The organism is Streptomyces sp. WMMB303 (genome assembly GCF_029351045.1).
Lineage (GTDB): Bacteria > Actinomycetota > Actinomycetes > Streptomycetales > Streptomycetaceae > Streptomyces.
The window spans coordinates 2723695-2745729 of the sequence record NZ_JARKIN010000001.1; the positions used below are offsets into that span (position 1 = coordinate 2723695).

Annotated in this window: 16 protein-coding genes and 1 tRNA gene; 9 read left to right on the top strand and 8 right to left on the bottom strand. The window is 73.2% G+C overall.

All coding sequences use genetic code 11. The features are described from left to right. Window positions 1-96: 96 nt before the first annotated feature. On the bottom strand, window positions 97-1986 hold the full coding sequence (locus P2424_RS12145) for an N-6 DNA methylase (protein ID WP_276475768.1): 1890 nt from the start codon (window positions 1984-1986) through the stop codon (window positions 97-99). 229 nt (window positions 1987-2215) lie between these two features. On the opposite strand from P2424_RS12145, the gene P2424_RS12150 reads away from it, so the two are divergent. Then, the gene (locus P2424_RS12150; protein WP_276475769.1) at window positions 2216-2824 is read left to right on the top strand and encodes a hypothetical protein; all 609 of its coding nucleotides are present in this window, start codon (window positions 2216-2218) and stop codon (window positions 2822-2824) included. A gap of 71 nt (window positions 2825-2895) precedes the next feature. Continuing rightward, on the top strand, window positions 2896-3267 hold the full coding sequence (locus P2424_RS12155) for a hypothetical protein (RefSeq protein WP_276475770.1): 372 nt from the start codon (window positions 2896-2898) through the stop codon (window positions 3265-3267). A 112-nt stretch (window positions 3268-3379) separates the two neighbouring features. On the opposite strand, the gene mfd is transcribed toward P2424_RS12155, so the two are convergent. The 5 genes from mfd to P2424_RS12180 all read right to left on the bottom strand — a co-directional run bounded on the left by mfd (window position 3380) and on the right by P2424_RS12180 (window position 13348). After that, entirely contained in the window at window positions 3380-6952 is a 3573-nt protein-coding gene (mfd, locus tag P2424_RS12160; protein WP_276475771.1) for a transcription-repair coupling factor, read from the bottom strand. A 230-nt stretch (window positions 6953-7182) separates the two neighbouring features. After that, window positions 7183-8103, bottom strand: coding sequence for a cellulose-binding protein (locus P2424_RS12165; RefSeq protein WP_276475772.1), 921 nt, complete (start codon window positions 8101-8103; stop codon window positions 7183-7185). 90 nt (window positions 8104-8193) lie between these two features. Then, complete coding sequence (locus P2424_RS12170; RefSeq protein WP_276475773.1) at window positions 8194-9222, bottom strand: LCP family protein; 1029 nt, start codon at window positions 9220-9222, stop codon at window positions 8194-8196. A 678-nt stretch (window positions 9223-9900) separates the two neighbouring features. Then, window positions 9901-12327 (bottom strand): SUKH-4 family immunity protein, encoded by a 2427-nt coding sequence (locus P2424_RS12175; protein ID WP_276475774.1) that lies wholly within the window; start codon window positions 12325-12327, stop codon window positions 9901-9903. A gap of 7 nt (window positions 12328-12334) precedes the next feature. Then, a complete protein-coding gene (locus P2424_RS12180) occupies window positions 12335-13348 on the bottom strand; it encodes an SMI1/KNR4 family protein (protein WP_276475775.1) in 1014 nt (337 codons plus the stop codon). 400 nt (window positions 13349-13748) lie between these two features. Here P2424_RS12180 and P2424_RS12185 point away from each other — a divergent pair, with 400 nt between their 5' ends. Together P2424_RS12185 and P2424_RS12190 are read left to right on the top strand one after the other, a co-directional pair. After that, window positions 13749-14291: a YwqJ-related putative deaminase gene (locus P2424_RS12185; RefSeq protein ID WP_276478942.1), complete on the top strand. Its 543-nt coding sequence runs from the start codon at window positions 13749-13751 to the stop codon at window positions 14289-14291. Beyond that, window positions 14288-14830 (top strand): SUKH-3 domain-containing protein, encoded by a 543-nt coding sequence (locus P2424_RS12190; RefSeq protein ID WP_276475776.1) that lies wholly within the window; start codon window positions 14288-14290, stop codon window positions 14828-14830. Before P2424_RS12185 ends, P2424_RS12190 begins: the two co-directional genes overlap by 4 nt. A 29-nt stretch (window positions 14831-14859) precedes the next feature. On the opposite strand, the gene P2424_RS12195 is transcribed toward P2424_RS12190, so the two are convergent. Continuing rightward, a complete protein-coding gene (locus P2424_RS12195) occupies window positions 14860-16422 on the bottom strand; it encodes a histidine kinase (RefSeq protein ID WP_276475777.1) in 1563 nt (520 codons plus the stop codon). Between the two features lie 256 nt (window positions 16423-16678). On the opposite strand from P2424_RS12195, the gene P2424_RS12200 reads away from it, so the two are divergent. The 5 genes from P2424_RS12200 (at window position 16679) to pth (ending at window position 21143) form a co-directional block, all read left to right on the top strand. Then, window positions 16679-16750: transfer RNA gene (locus P2424_RS12200), tRNA-Gln, on the top strand. A gap of 190 nt (window positions 16751-16940) precedes the next feature. Next, window positions 16941-18467 (top strand): bifunctional UDP-N-acetylglucosamine diphosphorylase/glucosamine-1-phosphate N-acetyltransferase GlmU, encoded by a 1527-nt coding sequence (glmU, locus tag P2424_RS12205; RefSeq protein WP_276475778.1) that lies wholly within the window; start codon window positions 16941-16943, stop codon window positions 18465-18467. A gap of 144 nt (window positions 18468-18611) precedes the next feature. Next, the gene (locus tag P2424_RS12210; protein ID WP_019356982.1) at window positions 18612-19589 is read left to right on the top strand and encodes a ribose-phosphate diphosphokinase; all 978 of its coding nucleotides are present in this window, start codon (window positions 18612-18614) and stop codon (window positions 19587-19589) included. Window positions 19590-19795: 206 nt separating this feature from the next. Further along, window positions 19796-20398 carry a 50S ribosomal protein L25/general stress protein Ctc gene (locus tag P2424_RS12215; protein WP_276475779.1) on the top strand — a complete coding sequence of 201 codons (603 nt, stop codon included), beginning with the start codon at window positions 19796-19798 and terminating at the stop codon, window positions 20396-20398. Between the two features lie 154 nt (window positions 20399-20552). Continuing rightward, a complete protein-coding gene (gene pth, locus P2424_RS12220) occupies window positions 20553-21143 on the top strand; it encodes an aminoacyl-tRNA hydrolase (RefSeq protein ID WP_276475780.1) in 591 nt (196 codons plus the stop codon). A gap of 246 nt (window positions 21144-21389) precedes the next feature. On the opposite strand, the gene P2424_RS12225 is transcribed toward pth, so the two are convergent. Beyond that, entirely contained in the window at window positions 21390-22031 is a 642-nt protein-coding gene (locus P2424_RS12225; RefSeq protein ID WP_276475781.1) for a hypothetical protein, read from the bottom strand. Between the last annotated feature and the right edge of the window lie 4 nt (window positions 22032-22035).

Sequence of the window (22035 nt, forward strand, 5' to 3'; positions counted from 1 at the left end):
GGTCGACAGGTCCCGTTCGCGCCGGGCCGAGGCAGGCGCGCACGGCGATCCCGCACGCTCCCGGAACCTCCGCGGACCGGCGGTTCAGGCCGGCGTTCAGGCCGGTGGCACCGTGCCGTCGGCGAGTCCGTCGAACATGCCCTGGACGAACTCCTCGCCCACCTCGCCCACGCGCCGCAGCGCGGCTTCGAACTCGGCGAGCAGCCGGAAGCGCTCCCCGTACGCCCGCTGCCGCTCCAGTGGCAGCCGCGGCAGCCGGAGCCGGCGCACATCGATCCGGGAGGAGCTGGAGGCGTAGCTGCTGGCCTGCCGGGTGTTGGCCGTCGAGCGCAGAAAACCGGCGACGAACCAGGCGTCCAGCGCCGCCGGATCGGGGCGCAGCAGGCACAGCGGCTTGCCCAGCCGGGCCCCGCCCTCCCCCTCGGCGACGACGTAGGCGGCGCCCCGGCCCTGTACGGGGATGACGACGTCGCCCGGCGCGGTGGTGACGGCATCGGCCGTCGCGAGGTGGACCTCCAGCGCTCCGGTGCGGGCGAGTTCGCCGACGGTGGCCTCGGGCAGTGCCGTGGAGCCGGGTGCCGCGGACCGCCGGTCCGGCAGGGCCGGGTCGTCGGCGGCGGTCAGATCGAGGGTCCGGCGCAGGGTGCGTTCCAGTTCGGCGCGGACGGAGGCGAGCGCCGCTGCGTCCGTACCGGTACCGCTCGGCAGCAGATGGCGCGCCGGACTGAGGTCGACCTCCTCGTCCAGCAGGTCGATCACCGGCAGGGTGGCGCACACCCCGGATTGCTCGGGGACGGTTTCCCCGGCTTCGTGCGCCCGCCACACGGCCAGCATGTCGGCTGCCGTCCGCTCCCAGGGCGGCGGTTCCGCACCGTCCGCGCGGCCCCCCGAGGCGTCCATCAGCAGCAGCCGGGAAGCGGCGTCCGCGGCGCCGTCCGGCTTGCGCAGCACCCACAGGTGGAGGGGCAGGCTGTGCGGCGCGGCGGCGCCCGGCGGCAGTGCGAGGAGCGCGCGCAGTGCGCCCTTGCGCAGCAGTGCGGCACGCACCCGGCGGCCCGTGCGGCGCGCGGCGACCGCGGGCGGCAGCAGCAGCACCGCCGTCCCCCCGGGGCGCAGCCGCGCCAGCGCATGCTGCACCCAGGCCAGTTCGGATTCGGTGCGGGCGGGCAGCCCGTAGGCCCAGCGTGGGTCGTAGGCCAGTTCGTCGTGGCCCCAGTTGCGCTCGTTGTACGGGGGGTGGCACAGCACGGCGGCCACCAGCGGCGCGTCGGCGGGGGGTTCGGTGCGCAGGGCGTCCTCGGTGCGGACATCGACGGCGCACCGGCCGGCCGCGGCGGAGCCGGTCCGCAGGGTGAGGCGGAGGGCGGCAAGCCGGGCGAGCAGCGGGTCGGTCTCCTGGCCGTACAGCGCGGCGGGCCGGCCGGACGCACCGGGGCCGCCCGAGCCGTCCGCCGGGCCGGTAGCGGCGGCGGCCAGCAGTTCGGCGGAGCCGCACGCCGGGTCGAGCACCGACTCGCCCGGTCCGGCGAGGCGGGCCATGAGCGCGGCGGTCGGCTCCGGGGTGAGGCTGTACTGGCGGGGGTTGGCTTCGAAGTAGTCGGCGAGGAGCTGTTCGAACGCGGCGGCGGGGCCGGTCTCGCGCATCATCCGGTCGAGTGCGCCGCGCGCCTCGGCGACGGGGTCGGTGTTCAGCAGTTCGCGGAGTCCGGCCAGATGCTCACCGGCGCGCACCAGAGCCGGGCCGTGTCCTTCCGGGGCGCTCTCCAGCCGGCGGCGCACCTGCTCCCGCAGCGGGGCTTCGGCGAGTTTGCCGTGGTCGCGGAGCCAGCTCTCGACGTCGGCGAGGGAGAAGGCCGGGCTGGTCTCGGTGCCGCCGACGGGGCGGGGGAAGTCGGTGTAGCGCCGCCGCCAGTTGCTGACCGCGGCTCTGCCGACGCCGGCGAGCCGGGCGATGGCCGCTGCTGTCACTTCCGCGCCGTCCGACACCGGATTCCTCCCGTTCACTGTTCGGCCGCCCCGTTCACATGCCGCCGTGGGCCGTGGCGGTCCGCACGAGCATACCCACCGAACCGGCAACCCTTTCTGTTCACGACGTGAATTTTCACGAGCCACGGTATTCATGTTGACTCGGTTCACAAGCAATGCTGTGATTACTCCATCGGTTCACAGCACGGCGAACCGGTCCCGCTCACACTTCACTACCGGAGGTCGCGTCATGCCCGCACGCGCACTGCCCCGCAAGCACCCGCTGTTCACCGCCGCCGTCTCCGCCACGACGGTGCTCGCGCTCGGCGCACTCGGCGCCTGCTCCCTGGAGGAACCCACCACCGGCAAGTCCCGGGCTGCCAAGACCACCGGGAAGAGCAAGCACGGGAAAGGGACGGACAAGCAGGCGGGCACCTCGGGCGGCTCCGGCGGCGAGTCCGGTCCGCGCGCCGCCGGCGAGTCCGCCGTCTACCGCGACAAGGGCCTCGAAGTGACCGTCGCGGCACCCGCACGGTTCACACCCTCCGCGTACGCGGCGGGCCACAAGTCCGGAAAGCAGGCGTACAAGGTGCGCGTGACGCTGGAGAACACCGGCGACACCAAGATCGACACCGCGCTGGTCACGGTCGGCGCCCGCGAGGGCGAGGACGGCGAGACGACCGCGGGGATCTTCGACGGCGAGACCGTCGGCAACGGCTTCACCGGACAACTGCTGCCCGGCAAGCGCGCCACCGCCACCTACGGCTTCGACGCGGCACCCGCCGCCAAGACGCTCGACATCGAGGTCAGTGTGAACGACTTCGAGACCGAGCCCGCGCAGTGGAGCCTCTCGCTCTGACCGCGCACCGGCACCCGCCGCGCCTCACCCCACCAACCCATCCGACACCACCGCTCCCTGGGGGGACACCCATGTCGCACGCACACCACGCCTCCGGCCACCCCGCCCCGCCCGCCGCCGCGCCCCGCAACGGACTCGGCCTCACCGCACTCGTCCTCGGCCTGGTCGGAGCACTCTCCGGACTGGTGCCCATCCTCTTCTGGCTCTCGGGCACCCTCGGGCTGATCGGCCTCATCCTGGGCCTGGTCGGCCGCTCCCGCGCCAAGAAGGGGCTGGCGAGCAACGGGAAGACGGCGCTGGCCGGAGTGCTGCTCTCACTCGCGGCGTTCGCGCTCGGCATCTGGGGGCTGATCACCGTCGTCACCGCGTTCGGCGACGCCGCCGACGAGATCGACAAGGAACTCGACCAGGGCGCCCCGCCCGCCGTGGTGTCGGTCCACTGACACCGGCCCCGTGGGGCCACGGCCCGCGACCGCCGCACAGGGCGGACGCCGAGGCCCCCCGGGGGCGCCGGAGTCCGGCCCGGGGCCGGGAGGCCCCGAGCCCCCCGAGCCGTCAGGAAGCCGGCACGGTGGTGAGGAACTCGCCCGCCCAGGCCAGGAGATCACGGCCCGCGAGGGGCTTGGCACCGATGGTGCCGGGCTTGGGGCGCGGCACCAGCACCTGCTTGGTGGCCGGCTTGATGACCGAGCCCGGGTAGACCCGCTTGAGCCGCAGCTCCTGCGACTCCCGCAGCTCGATGGGTCCGAACCGCACCTTGTCGCCCTGGAGGGTGATGTCGGTGACGCCCGCCGCCCGGGCCAGCATCCGCAGCCCGGCGACGAGCAGCAGGTTCTCCACCGGCTCGGGCAGCGGCCCGTAGCGGTCGGTCAGCTCCTCGCGGACGGCGGCGATGTCCTCCTCGGTGTTCGCCGACGCGATCGAACGGTACGCCTGCAGCCGCAGCCGCTCCCCCGGCGCGTAGTCGTGCGGGACGTGCGCGTCGACCGGCAGCTCGATCTTGACCTCCAGCGGCGCCTCCTCGACCGGGCCCGCCTCCCCGGCCTCCAGCGCCGCGCGGTAGTCGGCCACCGCCTCGCCGACCATCCGCACGTACAGGTCGAAGCCGACGCCCGCGATGTGCCCGGACTGCTCCCCGCCGAGCAGGTTGCCCGCGCCGCGGATCTCCAGGTCCTTCATCGCCACGTACATGCCCGCGCCCATCTCGGTGTGCTGGGCGATGGTGGCCAGCCGCTCGTGCGCCGTCTCCGTCATCGGCTTCTCCGGCGGATAGAGGAAGTAGGCGTAGCCGCGGTCGCGCCCGCGGCCCACCCGGCCACGCAGCTGGTGGAGCTGGCTGAGCCCGAAGGTGTCGCCGCGTTCGACGATGAGGGTGTTGGCGTTGGAGATGTCGATGCCGTTCTCCACGATGGTGGTGGAGACGAGCACGTCGAACTTCTTCTCCCAGAAGTCGACGACCACCTGCTCCAGCGCCTGTTCGGTCATCTGACCGTGCGCGGTGGCGATCCGGGCCTCCGGGACGATCTGCCGCAGCCGCGCCGCGGCGCGGTCGATGGACTCGACCCGGTTGTGGATGTAGAAGACCTGCCCCTCGCGCAGCAGCTCCCGGCGGATCGCCGCACCGATCTGCTTCTCCTCGAACGGGCCGACGAAGGTGAGCACCGGGTGCCGCTCCTCGGGCGGCGTGGTGATGGTGGACATCTCGCGGATGCCGGTGACCGCCATCTCCAGGGTGCGCGGGATCGGCGTCGCGGACATCGTCAGCACGTCCACGTTGGCCCGCAGCTTCTTCAACTGCTCCTTGTGCTCCACACCGAACCGCTGCTCCTCGTCGACGATGACCAGGCCCAGCTCCTTGAACTTCGTCTCCGAGGAGAAGAGCCGGTGGGTGCCGATGACCACGTCGATGGTGCCGTCCCGCAGCCCGTCCAGCGTGGCCCGCGCCTCGGTGTCGGTCTGGAACCGGGAGAGCGCGCGCACGTTGACCGGGAACTGGCCGTAGCGCTCGGAGAACGTGGAGAAGTGCTGCTGCACCAGCAGCGTCGTCGGCACCAGGACCGCCACCTGCTTGCCGTCCTGCACCGCCTTGAACGCGGCCCGCACCGCGATCTCCGTCTTGCCGTACCCGACGTCGCCGCAGATCAGCCGGTCCATCGGGACCGACTTCTCCATGTCCTCCTTGACCTCGCCGATGGTGGTGAGCTGGTCCGGCGTCTCCGCGTACGGGAACGCGTCCTCCAGCTCCCGCTGCCACGGCGAGTCCGTGCCGAACGCGTGCCCCGGCGCCGCCATCCGCGCGCTGTAGAGCTTGATCAGATCGGCGGCGATCTCCTTGACCGCCTTCTTGGCCCGCGCCTTGGTCTTCGTCCAGTCGGCGCCGCCCAGCCGGTGCAGGGTGGGCTGCTCGCCGCCCACGTACTTGGTGATCTGCTCCAGCTGGTCGGTCGGCACGAACAGCCGGTCGCCGGGCTGGCCGCGCTTGGCCGGCGCGTACTCCACCAGCAGATACTCACGAGTGGCGCCCTGCACCGTGCGCTGCACCATCTCGATGTAGCGGCCCACCCCGTGCTGCTCGTGCACGATGAAGTCGCCCGGCTGCAGCGTCAGCGGGTCGATCTGCTTGCGGCGGCGGGCCGGCATCCGGGTGCCGTCCTTGCCCGCGGCCTTCTGTCCGGACAGGTCGGTCTCGGTCAGCACCGCCAGCTTGAGCTCCGGGGCGACGAAACCGTTGTCGAGGGACCCGCACGCCACGGTCACCACCGACGGGGCGGGCGCCGGCTCGGCTCCCGCCTGCCGCGCCGGAACGCCCTCGGCGCCCAGCACCTCGACGGTGCGGGCCGCCGGGCCGTGCGCCTCGGTGACGTACACGCACTGCCAGCCCCGCGAGAGCCAGTCCTTGGTGTCGGCGAGCGCCCGTGCGGTGTCCCCCCGGTAGGTCTCCGGAGCATGCATGCCGAGCTGGAGCACGTCCCCGTCGTCCGCGTCCGCGCCGGTCAGCTCGGTGTCCGCAGCGAACTGGCTGACCGTCCACCACATCATGCCCAGCTCGCGGGCGTGCTCCCGCACCTCGGCGATCCCGCGCAGCGAGGCGGCCCCGACGTCGATGGGGGCCCGCGCGCCGTCGCCGTCCCCCGCACCGGCGGTGGCCGCCCAGGACGCCTGCAGGAACTCCTGACTGGTCGCCACCAGGTCGGCGGCCCGGGTGCGCACCCGCTCCGGGTCGCACACCACCGTCATGCTGCCCGCGGGCAGCACGTCCAGCAGCAGCTCCATCTCGTCCACCAGGACCGGCGCCAGGGACTCCATGCCGTCCACCGCGATCCCCTCGGCGATCTTGCCGAGGAGTTCGTGCAGCTCCGGATGGTCCTCGGCCAGCTCGGCCGCGCGACGCCGCACCTCGGGGGTCAGCAGCAGCTCGCGGCACGGCGGGGCCCACAGCCCGTGCTCCGCGATCTCCAGCGAGCGCTGGTCGGCGACCTTGAAGTAGCGGACCTCCTCCACCTCGTCGCCCCAGAACTCCACCCGGAGCGGGTGCTCCTCGGTGGGCGGGAAGACGTCCAGGATGCCGCCGCGGACCGCGAAGTCGCCGCGCTTCTCCACCAGCTCCACGCGCGCGTACGCGGCGGCCGACAGCGCGTCCACGACCTCGTCCAGATCGGCGCTCTCCCCCTGCCTGAGCGCCACGGGCACCAACTCGCCCAACCCCTTGACCTGGGGTTGCAGCACCGAGCGGATCGGCGCGACGACGACCGAGACCGGCCCGGTGGCCGGATCGCCCGGATCCGGGTGCGCCAGCCGGCGCAGCACCGCGAGGCGCCGCCCCACGGTGTCCGACCGGGGGCTGAGCCGCTCGTGCGGCAGCGTCTCCCAGGAGGGGTACTCGACCACGCCCTCCTCCGGGAGGAGGGAGCGCAGCGCGGCCCCCAGGTCCTCCGCCTCCCGGCCGGTCGCCGTGACCGCGAGCACCGGCCGCCCGGCGGACCGGGCCAGCGCCGCCACGGCGAAGGGGCGGGCCGCCGCCGGGCCGACGAGGTCGACGTGGTGCCGGTTGCCGTCGGCGGCGGCAGCGACAGCCTCCTCCAGCGCGGGGTCCTTGGTGACGGCGTCGAGCAGACCGTGCAGGCTCATGAGGGCTTCGCTTTCGGCTTTCCGTCCGGGGGCGCGGGGTCCTCGTACGCGGCCCCTCCGCGGGGCGCGCACGACGAAGTGCCCGGCTCGCAAGCGAACCGGGACTCCCAGCGTACGCCGCACCGGTGACACCCCCGCGCTGTCGCGCTGCCGCACACCGCCGCCCCGGGGCACGCGCCGGTGCGGCAGGAGGCCGGAACGCCCGGCTCCCCGCCGCCCCGGAACGCGGCTCAGTCGGCGGCAGGGGCCGACTGCTGCGCCGGAAGCGCCGGGTCGTCCGGGGCCCGGCCGGTCAGCGTCGCGAGCGAGGAGCGGACGTGCGCCATGTGCTCCCGCAGCTCCTCGGACCGCTCGGCGTGCTCCCGCAGCACCCGCTCGGTCTCCCGCTCGATCCCCTCCGCCCGCACCCGCGCCTCCGCGACCAGCTCGGCGCCGCGCGCCTCCGCGTCCTCCTGCCGGTGCCGCGCCGCCTCCTCCGCCTCAGCGTGCTCCCGCCGGGCGTCGGCGAGCGCCCGCTCCCCACGTTCCTCCAGGTCCGCCGCCCACGCCTGGAACTCGGCCTCCCGCTCGGCCAGCTCCCGGTCGAAGGCGTCCGCCCGGGCCGCGTGCTCCTTCTCCTGCTCCGTGAGGAGCGCCGCGCACCTGCGGGACATCTCCTGCAGTGCCTCGGACGCGTCCTGGCCGATCTTCTCGGCCTGCGTCCGGGCCTCGGAGCGCAGCTCGTCGGCACGGTCCTGGGCGGCGTCCAGCGTTCTGGCGGCGGCGGCCTCGGCGTCCGCGCGGCGGCGCGCTGCCGCCTCGCGGGCGGTGTCCCGCACCGAGCGGGCCTCCTCCTCGGCGCGTTCGGTCAGCTGCTGCGCCGCGCTGTCGGCCGCCGCCCTGAGGTCGGCCGCCTCCGATTCGGTGGTGGCGAGGATGCCCTGGGCGCGGGCGCCCAGCGCCTCGAAGGTCTGCGGTGGCAGCGCGGCGGCGACACCGCGGAGCCGCTCCGCCTCCTCGGCCAGCTCCTGGGCGAGCTGGGTGAGCTGCGCGGTGCGGTGCCAGGCGGCCTCGCGTTCCGCGTTCAGCTCGGTCACGCGGCCGTCGACCTGTTCGGACCGGTACCCGCGGCCCCGGACAACAGTGAAGCCGTGCGGCGACGACGCACTCATATCGAGCCCCTTATCTCGGCTGTCCCGTCACTCTCTGGCGATCCGACGATCCCGACAGTCACGTACGAGACCGGCCCGGCCCAGGATGCGCTACTTCACCGCGGTTGCCGTAATCGGCACATCCTGCCGCAACTGATGAAAAAGAGAACGTGACCCGGATGGCTCCCACACGACCACGCTTCCGGTACCAGGCACGCTGAGCCCGGGGTTCGCCACCGGCACCGTCGTCGTCCCCCCGTCGCCCTCCGTCAGCCGTCTGATCCTCCAGCCCATTCGTGTGAGTGACAGGACGGAGCTGCCCTCGTCGACGGTGACCGCCTCCAGCGCCGAACCGAGGAACGGATAGAACCGGAACGGGTTCCCCACCGTGGCCGGCCCCGTCCCCTCCCGGACGAACGCGCTCAGCAGCCGGCGCTGCCGCTTGACCCGCCCCAGATCCCCCTCCGGATCGCTGTAGCGCGCCCGTACGTAGGCCAGCGCCTGCCTGCCGTCGAGGTTCCGGCAGCCGGCGGGCAGCCGGGCGCCCGCCTTCTCGTCGCGCAGCGGCTTCCTCAGACACACCCGCACCCCGTCGAGCGCGTCGACGACGCGGGTGAAGCCGAGGAAGTCGATCTCGGCGTAGTGGTCCAGACGCAGCCCCGTCGCCTGCTCGACGGTGCGGGTGAGCAGCCGGGGACCACCCCGCGCGTACGCCGAGTTGATCTTGTCGCGGCCGTGGCCGGGAACCTTCACATACGAGTCGCGCGGAATACTCACCAGATACGGGCCCGCCGCGCCGTAGTGCAGCACCATCACCGTATCCGTGTTGCGCTGGCCGCCACCGCCCACATGCAGCTCCGCGCGCTGCTCGCGGGTGAGATCGGCCCGGGTGTCGGTGCCGATGATCAGCCAGTTGGTGCCCCGGCCCGGCGGCGGGCGGCCCGGATAGTCGGCCAGCGCCGCAGTCTGCCGCACCCGGCCGTCCGCCCACACCCAGGTCCCGGCGAGCCCCGCCGCGCAGGCCAGCACCAGCACCAGCAGCACCAGCAGGACAACCCGCCACCAGCGGCGCGGGCCGCCGCCGCGGCCCCCGCCGTGCGGGTCACCCGCGCGGTAGAGGGTGCTGCTCTCCCCGTACATGAGCCGAGCGTCCCGCACTCCGCGGGGCGGCGCCCGCCGCGCTGGGCCGACGGAGCGAGCGCCTCCCCGCGGGGCGCGCCAGTCGTTCGGGCTGCGCGATTGCGGCTGCCGCCGGTGGGGTGGTGGGTTCCCGCGTGGTGGGGGCACGCCCCCTCTGCGTTTCGGCTGCCGCCGGTGGGCCCCCCTTGGTGGGGGCACGCCCCCTCTGCTCTCGGCTGCCGCCGGTGGGGGGGTTCCCGGGTGGTGGGGGCACGCCCCCTGGCGTTCTCGGCCGCCGCCGACAGGCCGTGTCGGGGGGCTCCGCCCCCCAACGCCCCCCGCCAGGTGGCTTCGCCCCCTAGAACCCCCGGCCGCGAAACGGAGCCGTCCTCAACTCCCGTCCGCGGCGTGCGGCACCGGGCCCTTGGTACCCCAGGTGACAACCCCGCGGGCCGCTCCCACAAAAGACGAGTTCGCTTTCCTTCTGACGCGACCCGCAGGGTTGTCACCGGCCGCAACCCGAGGCGGAGGCACCTCGCCCGGTGCCCGGAGCCGGACGGTGCCGCAGATGCGGACGGGGGTCCTAGGGGGCGGAGCCCACTAGCGGGGGGCCGGAAAACAAAGGGGGCGTGCCCCCACCACACGGCAACCCCCCCACCGGCGGCAGCCGAAACGCGAGGGCACCCCGCAGGGGTCAGCTCAGAAGAGGCCGTCCCACATCTGTTCGAGCAGCACGGACCACCAGTTCTCCGGGGAGGCGAGTGCCGCGGCGTCCAGGGCGGCGAGCTGGGCCTGGAAGTCGACCGTCCAGCGACCGGCCTGGTCCGGCGTCAGGCCGAACCGCAGCCGCCACATCCGCCCCAGCATGGCCATGCACCGGACGAACTCCGGCAGGCCCGTGTTCACGAACTGCGGGGGCGCGGGCTGCCCACCGGGGCCTGCCTCCAGCGGCACGGCCACGATGTTCGCCGAGCCGTACTGCACGCACAGCTGCCGTCCGAAGTCGGTCCCCATCACCAGGTACGAGCCCGCGTCGGGGGCCGGCTGCACCCCGCGCTCCTGGGCCAGCTCGGCCAGCGTCGGCACCGGGCGGCCGGGCTGGGCCTGGCCCCAGAAGAACGGGCCCATGTCGATGGGCACGCCCGCCCACACCAGGGTCTGCGCCACGATGTCGGGCACGCCCTGGCGGGAGACGGCCCGCTGGTCGAAGCGGAAGACGCCCTGGGGTCCGAACGCCTGCATGAGTTCCTGCCCGATGGCGTCGGGCGGGATGGGCGGCGCGGGCGGGATCTGGCCGGGCGGCGGGAGCGGTACCCGCTGCGGGGCGGGCCGCGCGGGCCCGTCGGCGACCTGGTGCAGCTCGCCCTGGTGCTCGACGAGGTGCCGCATGCCCTGTTGCCGCGAGGCGTGGTCGGTGCCGTAGGAGGCGGTGTGGCTGATCCGCACCTGCGGCCAGGTCTCGCGGACCATGCGGGCGCAGTAGCCGCCGGGCAGGTCGCAGGACTCCAGTTCGGTATGGAGCTCGACGACCTGCTGCGGTGGCACGTTCATGGCCCGCAGCTCGTGCAGCAGTTGCCATTCCGGGTGCGGGGTCCCCGGCGCGGAGTGGCGGATGAGCTGCTGCTCGGAGCCGTCGGGAGCGCGGTAGCGGAGCACGGCCATGTAGCCGGGGCCGACCGTGGGGGTGCCCGGCTGGGGCTGCGGGGCACCGGGCTGCGGTCCGCCGGGGCCGGGCCCCATGGCGGGGCCGCCGGGAGGCGCACCGGGGGCCGGTGCTCCGGGAGGGCCGGGCGGTGTGGGGCCGCCGGGGGCGGGGCCGGCCAGCATCGTCGCCGCCTGGTGCACCCCGCCGCCCGGGCCGCCGCCGGGCGGCGGCGTCGGCTCATCGGGCGTGTCGGCCGTCGGCTGCTGCCCGCTCTGGTTGATCTGCTCGGCCAGCGCGTCGGACGAGACCATCTGGGTGGGCACATAGCCGCCGCCGGAGCCGCCCGGAGGACCGGGCGGGGAGGGCGGCGGCGGAGTCGCGGGGCCGCCGGAGCGGCCGCCGGGTGCGCCCGGAGCGCCCGGCGGCGGGGGCACCGACGGTCCCGTGTGGCGTGAGTGCTTGCCGGGGACGGCGCCCTGCGGGGCGCGGCTCGTGGCGGCGTCCGCGATGTCGCCCGCTCCGGACGCGTCCGGAGCGCCTGGCATCGCGAGGCCGCCCTGGGAGGGGTCGGCCAGCATGGTCGCGGCGTGGTGCGCACCGCCGCCGCTGTCGGCGCCCGCGTCGTTCCCGGCGCCGTCGGGCGCACCGCCCTGCTGAGCCTGGTCCGGATAGGGGCCCGCCGGAGCCTGCGGCGGCTCCGGCCGGGGCCCGCCCGGAGCGGAGTGCTGGTCGGCGGGCCCGTGACCGGGCTGCGGGGCGTACGGGTCCTCCAGCGCGGGGGACACCGTGGTCCTGGGCAGCGCGCTGCCCTCCGGCAGCAGCGCGGTTCGCGCCTCCGAGCCGGACGGCGGCGGCGGGGTGTCCTCCTCGTCGCTGCCCATCAGCGGCGGCGCGAACACGGTCGCCGGCGGCGCCTGCGCCTCGCCGCTGCCCGCACCGCCGGTGTCGGCACCGTCCCAGGGGCTGGGCCCGGAGGGGGCGCCGCCCGAGGTGTCGCCGAAGGGGGCCGCGGGTGCTGCGGGCGGTGGTGTGTGCGGCACGGAGGTTCCCGGCGTCCCCGGTGCGGGGGCGGGCTCCGCGTGCGCGGGGGTGCCGTCGGCGCGCCGGTCGGGGATGCCCATCTTGTCGGCCGCCTGCTGGAGCCACTCGGGAGGCGTCAGCAGGAACGAGGTCGCCTCGAGGTCGAGCCGCTGCTGCGGCGGCGCGGCCGGGGCGGCGGGTTCCTCGCCGTACTCCTCCTCGTAGCGGCGGATGACCTCGCCCACCGGCAGCGCGGGCCACAGCGTGGTCTCTCCGCTGTCGCGGGCGATGACCAGCCGGACGTTGCCGCTGTCCGAGGCCGGTGCCCCCGGGCGGTCCTCGGCCCAGGCGACGAAGCCCAGGTCGAACTCGCGGACCCGCACCTCGCGCTGCTCGTAGGCGGGTACCTCACCGTTGACCCAGCGCTCGGCGCGCTCCTGGGCTTGCGCCAAGGTCACCATCGCGCTCTCACCTCTCCACCGGGACGGCGCGGGCGAAGCCGCCGTCCACCATCAGGTTGGCCACCGTCTCCAACTCCGGCGGGTTGCCCGCCAGCCGCAGCAGGAACTCGTCGAAGTCCGCGCCGCACGGCCGCAGCAGCCGCTCCACCCGCTCGTGGACCTGCAAGCCGTCGGTGTCCCGGGCGTCGTCGTAGGCGCAGAACCACACCGAACCGGGTGCCTCGCCCTTGACCTTCACCGCGACCAGACCGCCCTGCACGAACCCCACCCCCAGGTAGTCCTTGGTGAGGTGGTCGCGCAGGCACTTGTTGACGTAGACGAGGTCGTTGACGGCGGCGTCGTCGCGCACCGTGAAGAACGGCTGGTCCACCAGCAGACCCAGTTCCGCGTCGAGCGCGACGCCCTGCGGGGCGCAGCCGCCCGCGACCTTCAGGAACGTCCGGTAGGCGCCGGGCAGCCGGTAGCCCAGCCGCTCCTCGACGTCCGCGACCTGCCGCTCGCTCACCGCCGGTTCCGCGCCGTGCGGAACGGCGAAGTGCGCGGGCCGGGTCTCCTGCAGGGGGCGGGTACCGGTCTTGGCGTGGTCGACGGCGGCCGTCGCCAGCCCGCCGTGGTGCCGCAGCAGCGCCTTGACCTCGACGGGGACGAGTTCCATCCGGCGGCTGTGGGGCACGTGGTGCCACGTCCAGCCGTGCGGGGTCGCGACGGACGGCAGGTCCGCCCAGAGTTCGTGCTGCTCGCCGTGGAGCGCGGCGTTGGCCGACACGTAGTCCGTCAGCCGCAGTTCGTCGCCGCCGAAGCCCTCCGGGGGCTCCGCGATCTCCGCCGCGGCACGCGCGTACGGGGAGAAGTCCGGAAATCCGCCGTGGTCGACGCGCACCCCCTGGGGGTAGCGGGCCGCTCTGACCGGATCCGGGAAGTACACGACCTGCCCGGCGTACGCCCGGTTCGGCGGTGCGGCGGCGTTCCCCTGGCCCTCGGGGCCGGTAGGCGCCCCCGCCCCGAGCCGACCTGTCGTCATCGCGTTGGCTCCCTGCTGCTTCCGACTGGTACCGAACAGCCTATGCGGTACGCCGCCGGGCAGACACCGCCCCCTGCGGGCCCCGGCGGACGGCGGCGGACCGGCCCTCGGCGGCGGCTCGTTCGCCGGACCCGCTCCCCCGCCGTGCCCCGCACACCGCCCGGGTACCGCTCGGCCCCGCCCGCCCCTTCTTCACGCTGTCGCCACCACCGCCACAATTCCATGACATCGCCGCGGAATGATCGACTCGTACGCCACACTGCATACTTGGGCGAGCCCCGGCACAGAGGGGACACTCTGGGAGGAAGCTCCATTGCACACGGCACCACAGGCGCACACACCGCAGCAGCCGGAAGCGCCGCAGGCGCAGCACGGCTCGTACAGCGGCGGCGACCCGCGCATCGGCTGGATAGCCGCTGTCGACTCCCTCAGCGCCACCGCACCGGTCCTGCTCCAGCGCCGTGACGGCATCCTGCCCGCCGTCGCCGCCGCACTGTCGATCCGGGGCGAGACCCTCACCTGCACCGGCAGCAAGGCAGAACGCGCGCCCGCCCACCACCCGCTCGTGCAGGACTTCCTCGACACCCTCACCACGGAACGGCGCTCCCGCCAGACCGGCCGCTGTCCTGAAGCGGTCCTGCTGTCGCGCTATCTGACCGCCACCGAGGCGGCCCGCGCGGACAAGCGCCGCCGCCCCGCCAAGAGCAGCCGGACCGGCAGGGGCACCGCGGGCAAGGGCTCCCGCATGTCCAAGGCACCCAAGCCGCTCACGCTCGGCGAGGCCAAGCGCGCGCTCAAGCAGGCCAAACTCACCGCGCGCCGCATCCGCGAGGACGGCGACCCGCTGCACGGCAGCTATGCGCCCCCCTGCCGGTCCTGCGGGGCGCTGCTGGCCCACTTCGGAGTGCGGGCCGTCGACCCGGCGCGGGAGAGCCCGCAGTGACCACGCGTTTCCCCGTCGCCGTCGACGATCCGCTGCGCAACGCCGGGTGGCAGCCGGGCCGGTGGGACATCCGGCAGGCCGAGCTGTGGGCCGACGCGCTGCGCGGCCACGTCTCACCCGGCGGCCACCGGCACGCGGTCTTCCCCGCGGCCGTCGAGGTGTGGGCCGAGTTCGGCACGCTCCGCATCGACCCCACCGGGCCCGGCCGCCATCTCGCGCCGTCGCCGGTGCACATCGACCCGCTCCCCGGGCTGCACGCGGCACGCACCTTCAACGACCTGGGCCGGGCGCTGGGCACCCAGGTCTGCCCGATCGGCACCGAGGGGGAGGACGAGGCGCTGCTGGCCATCGACGCCGAGCGCCGCGTCTACAGCATCGACGCGACCGGCGACTGGTATCTGGGTGCCGACTTCGACGCCGCGCTCTCGGCGCTGCTGATGGGGCTGGTGCCGGCCAAGCTGAGCGCGGGCCCGCCGCCCGCCGTCCCCCCGCCGGAGAGCGCCGGACCGGACGGGCTCGCGGACATCCGTACGGGATGACAGCGCGGGGCCGGGTCGCGGGCGGCCGCTCAGGGGCCCGCGTACGGGATGATCGCCGAGACCCGGAAGCCGCCCGCGTCCGTCGGCCCGGAGACGAAACCGCCGCCGAGCGCCGTCACCCGCTCCCGCATCCCCACCAGGCCGTTGCCGCCGCTGGGCAGCCCCGCGTCGGCCGCGCCGTCGGCGGCCGGGTCGTTCTCGACCTGCAGCGCGACCTCCGCTACGCGGTGCGCGACCCGAACCCGGGTCGCGGCTCCTGCCGCATGCTTGTGCACGTTGGTCAGCGCCTCCTGCACCACCCGGTACGCGGTCTGCTGGACCGGCGGCGGGCAGGCTCCGTCGAGGCTGCCCTCGACGCTGAGTTCCACGGCCATCCCGGCCGCGCGCGACTGGCCGACCAGCGAGTCGAGATGGGCGAGCGAGGGCGGGCCGGAGTGCGCGGTCCCGTGGTCCGGACGCGGCGCACCGGCCTGCCCCGCCCCCTGCACCGCCGCGCTCCGGGTCTCCGTGCCGCGCTCCGCGCTTCCGGCTGTCGACCGTCCCGCCGCCTGTCCCGCGACGGCGGACGCGAACTCGGCCAGCCGGGAGGGCGCCTCGGCCGTTGCGGCTCCGGAGGACCCGGCCTCCGGAGCCGCCGAGCCGGGTCCGGGAGCGGCGGAGGCACCCGGCGAAGCGGCCGGGCCGGGAGAGGCTCCGGAGAGGGCAGGAGAGTCGGACGGAGCGGGGCCGGCGGCCTCGGCGGGGTCGGGCCGCCCGGACCTCTCCGGCCTCTCCGACTCGCCGGAGCGCAGCACGCCCAGCATGGTGCGCAGCTCGTCGAGAGCCTGCCGCCCCATGTCTCCCACCAGTGCGGCGTTCTTCGCCGCCTTCTCCGGGTCCTTGAGCGCCACCGCCTGCAGCGCCGCCGCGTGCACCACCATCAGGCTCACCCGGTGGGCGACCACGTCGTGCATTTCGCGGGCGATCCGGGTGCGCTCCTCGTTCCGTGCCCACTCGGCACGCTCCTCCGCCCGGTCCGCCAGCAGCGAGAGCTCGCGCTCCAGGCCGTCCGCGCGCTCGCGCAGCGACTCGACGAGCCGCCGCCGCGCACCGACGTACAGTCCGAGCAGCACGGGCGGCGCCGTCACCCCGATCGACATGAGGATCGAGACCAGCGGGACGAACCAGCCCTGCGGGTTGAAGTCGGGGTCCTGCCCGATGTTCTGGTCCAGCCGGAAGGCGGTCATCACCAGCATCCCGGCGGCGGCCATCCCGGCCAGCAGTCCGGTGATCCGGCGCGGTACATCGGTGGCGGCGAGCGTGTAGAGCCCGACGACCCCGAGGAAGGTGCCCATCTCCGCCGGTATGACGGCGATGGCGACCAGCACGACCGCTATCGGCCAGCGGCGGCGCAGCACCAGCGTGGCCCCCGCGACGGCGCCCAGGAGCACCGCGAGAGCCCCCGGGATTCCCGTCTCCTCGGCGAAGCCCCGCCCCTGCAGGGCGCACTCCGCGGCGGAGGCCGCGGCCAGGGCGATGTCGAGCACCGCACTCCGTGGTTTCTCCCACCACCACGGCCCGCCCCGCGTACGGTTTTCCCCCGTCTCGGTCATACCGACCACCCTACGACCGCCCCTCGCCGCCTTGCCCCGCCGATCCCCGGAACATCCCATTCCGGTCATCTGTCCGTGCCCGGACGGTTTCGCGAACGGCTCCGCCGCGGCCCGGCCACGGAACTGCCGCGGATCACGACCGCCACGGCTCCGCGGATCAGCGCCGTCGCACCCCCGCGGACCGTGAACCCGGCGGACGAACGGGCGGCAACCCACCGGACGAACGAGGCCGCGTCAGGTACGCTCTGAGCCACCTTCCCCCGTGGTGTAACGGGCAGCACCCTGGATTTTGGATCCAGTAGTCAAGGTTCAAATCCTTGCGGGGGAGCCCACAGCTCCCCGCAGGGGAGCCCCCAGCGCGCACGGCGCGGTCGTCACGGGACGCACGATCCGGTCGTCACGGCGCGCGTCATCCGGGCCGGCCTTCTCCGCCGCCCGAGGGCCCGCCCTCCCGGCACACGGCGAACCCCCCGGTATCCTGCGGGATACACCCACCCCCGAAGCCGAAGGGCACACCCGTGAGCGTCACTCGCCCGGCAGCCGTCGTCGTTCTCGCAGCGGGTGAGGGCACCCGCATGAAGTCGGCGACCCCCAAGGTCCTGCACGAGATCTGCGGCCGCTCCCTGGTCGGCCATGTGGTGAGCGCCGCGCGGGCGCTGGATCCGGAGCAGCTGGTCGTGGTCGTCGGGCACGCGCGCGAACAGGTCACCGCGCACCTGTCGCAGCTGGACGCCGAGGCCCGCACCGCCGTGCAGCACGAGCAGAACGGCACCGGGCACGCCGTCCGGATGGCGCTGGCCGAGCTGGGCGACGGCGAGCCCGCCGGAACGGTCCTGGTGACCTGCGGCGACACCCCGCTGCTGACCGGCGGGACGCTGCAGCAACTGGCGGACACCCACGTCGCCGACGGCAACGCCGTCACCGTGCTGACCGCAGAGGTCCCGGACGCCACCGGCTACGGCCGCATCGTGCGCGAGAGCGGCGGCGGGCCGGTCACCGCGATCGTCGAGCACAAGGACGCGACCGAGGAGCAGCGCACCGTCCGGGAGATCAACTCGGGGGTGTTCGCGTTCGACGGCCGACTGCTGGCACAGGCGCTGGCGCAGGTCAGTACGGACAACAGCCAGGGCGAGGAGTACCTGACGGACGTGCTCGGCATCCTGCGGGAAGCCGGTCACCGGGTGGGCGCCGCGGTGGCGGGCGACCACCGGGAGATCGCGGGCATCAACAACCGCGTGCAGCTCTCCGAGGCCCGCCGGATGCTCAACGGCCGGCTGCTGGAGGACGCCATGCTGGCGGGGGTCACGGTCATGGACCCGGCCACCACGTGGATGGACGTGGACGTGACCTACGAGCCGGACGCCACGGTCCACCCGGGCACCCAGTTGCTCGGCGGCACACACCTGGGCCCCGCCAGCGAGGTGGGGCCGAACACCCGCCTGACCGACACCCGGGTGGGCGCGGGGGCCACGGTCAGCAACACCGTCGCGCAGAGCGCGGAGATCGGGGAGCGGTGCGCGGTCGGCCCCTACACCTATCTGCGGCCCGGCACCCGGCTGGGCCCGAAGGTGAAGGCGGGCAGCTACGTCGAGATGAAGAACGCCGAGATCGGCGAGGGCAGCAAGGTGCCGCACCTGTCCTACGTGGGCGACGCGGTGATCGGGGAGCACAGCAACATCGGCGCGGCGAGCGTCTTCGTGAACTACGACGGTGAGAGCAAACACACCACGACGGTCGGCTCGCACTGCAGGATGGGTGCGGACAACATGTATGTGGCTCCCGTCACGATCGGGGACGGCGCCTACAGCGCCGCCGGCTCCGTGATCACCAAGGATGTGCCGCCCGGCTCGCTGGCCGTGGCACGCGGCCAGCAGCGCAACATCGAGGGCTGGGTGGCCCGCAAACGGCCGGGCAGCGCCTCGGCGCAGGCGGCGCAGGAGGTGGCGCAGGAGCCCACGGGTCCGGCCTCGCGAGCCTCGGGGACGGCCGGGAAGACCCGTTCCGCGAACGGTGCGAGCGGGCAGGTTCCCGCAGAAGAGGGTTAAGACCGGGTATCCGGTTGTATGACGGGGGGCGTACGGTTATGGAGGCCTGATGGGCCACGCGGCTGAAAACCGACGCCGCCCCCGCCAACCGACGCCGCCCCCCACCGAGCCGCCGTGCGGCGCACACACAGGGAGACAACAGCAGTGACCGGGATCAAGACGACCGGCGAGAAGAAGCTCATGCTCTTCTCCGGCCGCGCCCACCCCGAACTCGCCGAGGAAGTCGCCAAGCAGCTCGGTATCGGCGTGGTCCCGACCAAGGCTTTCGACTTCGCGAACGGCGAGATCTACGTTCGCTTCCAGGAGTCGGCGCGCGGCGCCGACTGCTTCCTGGTCCAGAGCCACACCACGCCGATCAACAAGTGGATCATGGAACAGCTCATCATGATCGACGCGTTGAAGCGGGCGTCGGCGCGGAGCATCACCGTGATCGTCCCGTTCTACGGGTACGCCCGGCAGGACAAGAAGCACCGCGGGCGCGAGCCGATCTCGGCCCGGCTGATGGCGGACATGTTCCGCACCGCGGGCGCCGACCGCATCCTCACCGTCGACCTGCACACCGACCAGATCCAGGGCTTCTTCGACGGACCGGTCGACCACCTGTTCGCGCTGCCGCTGCTGGCGGACTACGTGGCGGCCAGGACCGACCGCGACAAGCTCACGGTCGTCTCGCCCGACGCGGGCCGCGTCCGGGTCGCCGACCGCTGGGCCGACCGGCTCGGCGCCCCGCTGGCCATCGTCCACAAGCGCCGCGACCCGGACGTGGCGAACCAGGTGACCGTGCACGAGGTCGTCGGCGACGTGAAGGACCGGGTCTGCGTCCTCGTCGACGACATGATCGACACCGGTGGCACCATCTGCGCGGCCGCCGACGCGCTGTTCGCCAACGGCGCCGAGGACGTCATCGTCACGGCCACGCACGGGGTGCTCTCCGGACCGGCCGCCGACCGGCTCAAGAACTCCAAGGTCAGCGAGTTCATCTTCACCAACACGCTGCCCACCCCGAGCGAGCTCGAACTCGACAAGATCACCGTGCTGTCGATGGCGCCGACGATCGCCCGCGCCGTGCGTGAGGTGTTCGAGGACGGCTCGGTGACCAGCCTCTTCGACGAGCAGGCGTAGCCCTCCGGCCCTCCCGGGCCCGCTCCGCTGATCGATTTCCGACCGGCCTCCCGCACCGCGTAGACTCCACGAGTCGCTCGGCGAGGGAGGCCGGTCCGCTTCATGGGGATCGGATACTCCGTTATCGACGCGCGCTCTTCGTAGCAGGTCCGTCGGGACCGAGTGGCACCGCAGGCATCCGTACCACCGCTTACGAGGAGCGCAGCATGGCTGACGTCAGCATCAACGCGACCGTCCGCGACGAGTTCGGCAAGGGCTCCGCCCGCCGGCTCCGCCGCGAGGAGAGGGTCCCGGCCGTGATCTACGGCCACGGCGCCGAGCCCGTCCACGTGGCCCTGCCGAGCTACGACATGATGATGGCGCTCAAGACCCCGAACGTCCTGATCAACCTGGACATCGAGGGCAAGAAGCAGCTCGTCATCCCCAAGGCCGTCCAGCGCGAGGCCATCCGCCAGTTCCTCGTCCACGTCGACCTGCTGGTCGTCAAGAAGGGCGAGAAGGTCCAGGTCGAGGTCCCCATCCACATCGAGGGCGAGCTGGCACCGGGCCAGAACCTGATCGAGCACGTGTACAACACGCTGCCGGTCGAGGCCGAGGCCACCCACATCCCGGAGTCGGTCACCGTCTCCGTCGAGGGCATGGACGTCGGCGACCAGGTCCTGGCCAAGGACATCGCGCTGCCCGGCAACACCACGCTGGCCATCGAGGGCGACGAGACCGTCATCTCCGTCCTCGCCGCCCAGGCCGAGGAGCCCTCCGCCGAGGGCGAGGAAGGCGAGGGCGAGGAAGGCGCGGCGAGCGCCGAGTAAGCTCCCGCATCCCACGCCCCCGCGACCCGCGGGGACGCGCATCCAGCGGATCGGTGCGGGTGGGACGCGGCCCGGCGGCCACGTCCCACCCGCACCCCCGGGCTCCCGGACCCCACCGGTGCCCGGCGGACATCCCACGACCGGAGGACCACGTATGCCGGCCACCACCCCGTGGCTCATCGCCGGACTCGGCAACCCGGGCCCCGACTACTCGGGCAACCGCCACAACGTGGGCTTCATCGTCGCCGACCTCCTCGCCGGACGGACCGGCGGCAGGTTCAAGTCCCACAAGGCGGGCCGCGCCCAGGTACTCGAGGGCCGCATCGGCATCCCCGGCACCACCAGCACCCGCGTCGTACTCGCCAAACCGATGTCGTACATGAACGTCTCCGGCGGCCCCGTCAAAGCGCTGCTGGACTTCTACGGCATCGGGACCGACCGGCTGCTCGTCATCCACGACGAGCTCGACATCGACTACGGCGCCCTCCGCCTCAAGTTCGGCGGCGGCGACAACGGCCACAACGGCCTCAAGTCCCTCACCAAACTGCTGGGCAGCGACTACTACCGCGTCCGCTTCGGCGTCGGCCGCCCCCCGGGCCGGATGCAGGTCGCCGACTACGTCCTGAAGGACTTCTCCAGCACGGAACGCAAAGAGCTCGACTACTTCGTCGACCGCGCCGCGGACGCCTGCGAAAGCCTGATCACCGACGGCCTGGACCGCGCCCAGAGCACGTACAACACCTGACGCCGCGGGCCGGCGCTCCGCTGCGGGCCAACCCTTTCGGCGGGCCTCGGCTTTGTCCCGCCCCCGCCCCTCCGCCCCCGCTGCCGGACGGGTCGCTCGCACTCGGCGAATCCGCAGCGGACTTCCCACCGCGCTTCGCCCCCTCGATATCCGCCTTCCAGGACCCGCCATCGGCGCCTCCGCAGGCGCTCAACAGCACGAGACCGGACACCGTCAACGTCGATATAGTCCCACCCCTGAATAAGCTCACCGGCGCCCCTCCCCTTCCGTTATGACAACCGGCCCCTCCGGCAGTTCCTCGGCGCCCTTGCATTTGTAGACCTTCTGAGCGAGGGTACGAGCAGCGTAGCCGGTCAGTTCGGCAAGTTTCGAAACATCTTCTCTCGATCCTCCGCGCGCCGACGTTGCTCCCACGTGCAAGTACATTCTGGCATTCGGTTCCTCACTGGATGGGCAGGGAACACGGAGACTGATAGACCCTTTCTCCGCACCGTATTCCCCGTACCCTGCACCAAACTCGGCAACATATTTGCTATTTCTCTCCACTTCACTTCTCGACTTCCCCCATTGCGTGTATTGCACACGGAAATTGACGCTCATATTTCCAGCACTCGTCTCACAAACGACTCCAAGTCCACGCGCCTTCTCCAGCACCCCCGGAAACCCCCGGACGGTATCCTCCTCAAATTCACCGTGCACTCGACCATATGAAGGTTTAACTTGAGCGCTGGAAAAAGTGTCATTACACAGGCGTGCAGGGATCGCAGAATCATCCTGCGCTTTCGACCGAAGCCACCAGAAGACGGAGGCAAAGACGGTCACGACGAGCAGCCCAGTCAGTAAAATAACCTGTTTTTTGAATCGTGGATTCCACTGCCTCGACCCCACTCCG

What these genes read in the sequence shown, in the direction of transcription:
- P2424_RS12150 (WP_276475769.1), top strand. Translation starts at nt 2,216, where the DNA reads ATGCCCGCACGCGCACTGCCCCGCAAGCACCCGCTGTTCACCGCCGCC.
- P2424_RS12155 (WP_276475770.1), top strand. Translation starts at nt 2,896, where the DNA reads ATGTCGCACGCACACCACGCCTCCGGCCACCCCGCCCCGCCCGCCGCC.
- mfd (WP_276475771.1), bottom strand. Translation starts at nt 6,952, where the DNA reads ATGAGCCTGCACGGTCTGCTCGACGCCGTCACCAAGGACCCCGCGCTG.
- P2424_RS12165 (WP_276475772.1), bottom strand. Translation starts at nt 8,103, where the DNA reads ATGAGTGCGTCGTCGCCGCACGGCTTCACTGTTGTCCGGGGCCGCGGG.
- P2424_RS12170 (WP_276475773.1), bottom strand. Translation starts at nt 9,222, where the DNA reads ATGTACGGGGAGAGCAGCACCCTCTACCGCGCGGGTGACCCGCACGGC.
- P2424_RS12175 (WP_276475774.1), bottom strand. Translation starts at nt 12,327, where the DNA reads ATGGTGACCTTGGCGCAAGCCCAGGAGCGCGCCGAGCGCTGGGTCAAC.
- P2424_RS12180 (WP_276475775.1), bottom strand. Translation starts at nt 13,348, where the DNA reads ATGACGACAGGTCGGCTCGGGGCGGGGGCGCCTACCGGCCCCGAGGGC.
- P2424_RS12195 (WP_276475777.1), bottom strand. Translation starts at nt 16,422, where the DNA reads ATGACCGAGACGGGGGAAAACCGTACGCGGGGCGGGCCGTGGTGGTGG.
- P2424_RS12215 (WP_276475779.1), top strand. Translation starts at nt 19,796, where the DNA reads ATGGCTGACGTCAGCATCAACGCGACCGTCCGCGACGAGTTCGGCAAG.
- pth (WP_276475780.1), top strand. Translation starts at nt 20,553, where the DNA reads ATGCCGGCCACCACCCCGTGGCTCATCGCCGGACTCGGCAACCCGGGC.